The organism is Mycobacterium sp. (assembly GCF_052143115.1).
In the GTDB taxonomy this organism is placed as follows: domain Bacteria; phylum Actinomycetota; class Actinomycetes; order Mycobacteriales; family Mycobacteriaceae; genus Mycobacterium.
This window is the reverse complement of sequence record NZ_JBKQTQ010000201.1, coordinates 1-4,458: the sequence shown is the minus strand read 5'-3', so window position 1 is coordinate 4,458 and position 4,458 is coordinate 1. Positions and strand designations below refer to the sequence as shown.

General features: G+C 64.4%; 3 protein-coding genes. 1 reads left to right on the top strand and 2 read right to left on the bottom strand.

Annotated elements, in window-relative coordinates; all coding sequences use genetic code 11:
• Positions 1–451: adenylate/guanylate cyclase domain-containing protein (locus ACLQI9_RS21110; RefSeq protein WP_442392135.1), on the bottom strand; the 451-nt coding region annotated here is incomplete at its 3' end.
• A gap of 221 nt (positions 452–672) precedes the next feature.
• Here ACLQI9_RS21110 and ACLQI9_RS21105 point away from each other — a divergent pair.
• Positions 673–1,746: a hypothetical protein gene (locus ACLQI9_RS21105; RefSeq protein WP_442382019.1), complete on the top strand. Its 1,074-nt coding sequence runs from the start codon at positions 673–675 to the stop codon at positions 1,744–1,746.
• Between the two features lie 135 nt (positions 1,747–1,881).
• Here the strand turns inward: ACLQI9_RS21105 and ACLQI9_RS21100 are convergent.
• Positions 1,882–4,458: ATP-binding protein (locus ACLQI9_RS21100; RefSeq protein ID WP_442392134.1), on the bottom strand; the 2,577-nt coding region annotated here is incomplete at its 5' end.

Genomic DNA, 4,458 nt, shown 5'->3' with positions numbered 1-4,458 from the left:
GGTCCCGCAATCGGCGCGGTCCCAGATCGATGAGACCAACGCCGCTGAGTAGACCTGCCGTCGACTCGGCCAATAGGATCTGACCGCCGTGCCCGGCGGCCATCACCCGCGCGGTCCGATTCAAAACCGCTCCGAAATAGTCGCCCGCACGCAGCTCGGCTTCGCCGGTCGCGATCCCCATGCGCACCGGCAACTCCAGCGCCCGCTGCGCGGTTACAGCAGCGTCGACCGCCGACCTGGGCGAGGCGAACGCGGCACACACCCCGTCGCCGGTGTGTTTGAATAACCAGCCGCCGTGTGTCTCGATCGCCTTGCGCAACACCTCGTCGTGGGCGGCCAGCGCCTTCCGCATCCCCTCAGCGTCGGTCTCCCACCGACGGGTCGAACCCTCCACATCGGTGAACAGAAACGTCACGACACCCGAGGGCGCAGCCGCCGTGGACACGCGCACAGGATGTCACAAGGAACGCGGTCTCACCTCGAACATCGGCGGATCCGGCCCGGTCACCGGATACACGTGCTTCTGAGACGAACTTCCGCGAGTCGCAGATGTCGTCTTTTTCAAGACAGACGGATCGACGTAAGAACCGGCTCGAACAGCCGCACTTCGACTACGTTCGCCGATCACGGTTTCAGCGACTTGCGGCCTAGTATGACGCCGGAGGTGATCGAATGTCGCAACGGCTGCGCATCGCACACATCGGGTCTGGCCGAACGGGACACCTCGTGCTGCGAATGATCCTGACTACGCCTGCGCTCGATCTGGTCAGCCAGTATGTTCACAGCCCGGATAAGGTCGGTCGCGACTCTGGCGAACTCGTCGGCGCGTCAGCGACCGGAATCGTCACTACGCAGGACTTCGAGGCGTTCTTGGCTACCGAAGCCGACTGCGTCACGTATCTCGCGACCGGCATGGGCCGCACGATCGACGAAGTCATCGATCAGCACTGCGCGATCCTAGCTAGCGGCAAGAACATCGTCACCACGGCGCTGGGCGAACTCATCCATCCGGAGACGCTCGGCGAGGCTCGGTTGATGAGATTGCAGAATGCCAGTCATGCTGGTGACACCTCACTCATCGCCGCTGGCATCGCGCCCGGATTCGCGATGGACGTGTTGCCGGTACAGGTGGCCACGCTGTCGGCTACGCCGACGAAAGTCGTTGTAAGCGAACGGATTCTGTGCGGTGCCTACTCGGTGCCAGGATTCTTTGCGGCACTCGGCTTCGGCACGACCCCTGCCGTTGACGCCCAGGCGTACCGACCGGGGACCGGTGTCGCACTCTTCGGGAGTCCAATTCGGCTAATGGCACACGGGCTGGGGTGGCACCTCGACGAGCTTCGCGACCGCAAGGATGTCGCGATTGCACGAAGCGACTATTCCTGTCCCGCTGGTGAAGTACCCGCCGGGACCATCATCAGCGTTCGGATTACCGCCGAAGGCATCGTGAACGGCGAACCTCGCCTGGCCATCTCCGAGATCTGGTCCTTGAGCGACGAGGTCATCGACGATTGGGAGCCGCGGCCAACACCCAACGGCGCACCGCGGCTAACGCGGATCACCGTTGACGGAACGCCGTCAGTAATCGTCGACCTTGCTCTCGCCGGAAGCCCATTGCCCGGCGCAGATGCTACCGCGGCGCGGGTACTCAACTCGATCGCTGCAGTATGCGCTGCCGAGCCTGGCATTTATGGCGTACTTGACTTGGCGGTCACACCAGCGATGACAGCGTCCGCTCGTCGGTGACCGAAAGGCAATCTCAGCGCGACCCGTGACGACCTAATCTGAGCGATAATTTCGTCATCCGACGAGGCCGGAAAGCGGCGACCGGCAAGCCTGTTCAGCATCACGACACCGAGTTTCGGGACGCTCGTATGTCGTCTATTCCGAGACCGCGTTCAGTTCTGCTCGGGCCTGGTCGATTTGGTCGTATGCGTAGGTCGCCATGGCGGCGGTGGTCATCGTCTCACCCTTACGGGCGAGCGATTCGTAGGTCGCCTCGCCGAGGACATCGCGGAGGTGATCGGTCGCGGTGCCGAACTCCTCCATGACGGGAAGTCCAGCGACAGCGCTTGTGGCGGCGAACCCGGCGATGGTGGCCGACGGTTCGTATCGTCCGAGCCGGTGGAAAAACGTGGCAAGAAGTCCCAGTTGGGTGCGGAGCATGTAGGTGTTGCCCGAGTCGTGATAGTTGCCGATCGCCAGGGTGAAGTGATCGAAGGCAGCCAGCGGGTCGTCGTCGGCGAAGAGGCACAGGTTGGTCGCTAGGTTTGACAGTTGACTGCGGTTGCCGCTGTCTTGGGCGATCGCCAGGCCACGCCGCAGGGCGGCGAGCGAGCCGACAGGGTCGGCGTGATGGACGGCCCAGCCGTAGGCGTGCAGCGCAAATGCGAGGACACACGGGTTGCCGATCGCTTCGGCGGCCTCGATCAGACCGTTCGCGGCCGCCATCGCATCGTCGTGGGAACCGCTAACCGTCAGTGCCATGAGCAGGCACCCCGTGGTGTTCGCGATGTACGCGGGGGTGTCCAGACCGCGCGCGAGCTGAGCGCGACACCACTGAATCCACCGCTCCGGCTGGCCGACAGCGACGTAGGCACCGCCAACAAAGCCCTCCGCGCCGGACGGGACGTGGTCGCGTCCACTGCTCATTGCCATTAGGGCGGCCTCGGTGTAGCGAATACCCGGATCGATCCGTCCGGCCATGTAGCAATTCGACGCCATGAAGTACAGGGCGGTGAGTCGGGGGTGGTCGACGGCGCGTGCGGGCTCGATGAGCTCCTCGGCCCACGCGATCGGCTCGTAATTCTCGGTCAGATAGCCGAACCATGCCGCGTACGTCGCGATTGGGGCGGCGACACCCAGATCGCCCTGGTCGGCCGCCCAGCGAAACGCGGTGCGCAGATTGGCCAGTTCGATAGTGAACCAGTCGTAGGCCTGTCGCTGGCGGGGGCTGTCCCATAGGGTCAGGATGTCGGCCTCGCGTCCGGCGAAGTAGCGCGAGTGGGCGGCCCGAATCTCGGATGCTTCACCACCGGCGGCGAGTTGGTCCTCGGCGAACTGGCGGATCGTCTCCAGCATCGAGAATCGGGTCCGTCCTAATGATCGGTCGGCGATGAGCAGTGACTTGCGCACCAGCGCGTCCAGCAGATCAAGGATGGCGTACTCGTCGTTGTCGTCGGATCCGGCTATCGCGCAGGCGCTTTGGAGGTCGAATCCGCCTGCGAACACCGAACAGCGTTCCAGCACTGTCTTTTCAGCGTCATCGAGCAGGTCGTAAGACCACGCCACCGCGTGACGCAGTGTCTGGTGGCGCTCCAATCCGCGTCGTGATCCCACCAGCAGTTTGAATCGGTCATCAAGACGATCACGCACCTCGGCCGCCGTCATCGACGCCATCCGCGAGGCCGCTAACTCGATCGCCAGGGGGATCCCGTCGAGGCGACGACACACATCCGCCACGGCGGTCGTCTCATCGGCCAACGTGTCCGAAACCATGCTGGCAGCGCGTTCGACAAACAACTCCACGGCCGCACCAACGTCCAGTGAAGGCACCCGCCACAACTGCTCGTCGGCGACGCCGATGCCCTCACGACTGGTGGCCAGAACCTTCACGGTGGCCGAGGCGGCGAGGATCGCTGCGACCAGATCCGCGACGCTGTCCACGACGTGCTCACAGTTGTCGAACACCAGCAGCCGCGACCGGCCCTCCAACGCCGACGCCACACTACTGGCAACACTCATCCCCGGCTGTTGGGTGATCCCGAGCACGGCCGCCACAGCATCGGGCACCGCCGCCGGATCGGCGACCGCTGCCAATTCGAAAAGCCAAACCCCGTCAGGAAATTCATCGGCGAGATGTCCGGCGACTTCCAGTGCCAGCCGGGTCTTGCCGACTCCACCGACGCCCGCCAATGTCACCAACCGATGCGAGCGCAGGGCCGCTTGAAGATTGCAGACCTCGGAGTCGCGGCCGATCAAGCTCGTGATCGCCGGACGCAAATTTCCGGGATTCGAGTCGACTCCACGCAATGAGGAAAAATCTGTCCGCAGGCCTGCCGCTCGCACCTGAAACACCCCGACTGGAGTGGGCAGATCCCGCAACCGTCGCGGCCCCAGATCCACCAGATCAATTCCGCTGAGCAGACCCGCCGTCGACTCGGCCAAAAGGATCTGACCGCCGTGCCCGGCCGCCATTACCCGCGCGGCACGATTCAGCACCGCACCGAAGTAGTCACCATCGCGCAGCTCGGCCTCGCCGGTCGCGATCCCCATCCGCACCGGCAATTCCAGTTTGCGCTGCGCGGCTATGGCAGCGTCCACAGCAGATCTCGGTGACGAGAATGCCGCGCACACCCCGTCGCCGGTGTGCTTGAACATGGACCCGCCGTGCGCGTCGATCGCCGCCCGCAGCACCTCGTCATGCGCAGCCAGCGCCACCCGCATCGCATCGGGGTC

Excerpts from the sequence above, each read along its gene's own strand:
- ACLQI9_RS21105 (WP_442382019.1), top strand. The coding sequence starts at position 673 with ATGTCGCAACGGCTGCGCATCGCACACATCGGGTCTGGCCGAACGGGA.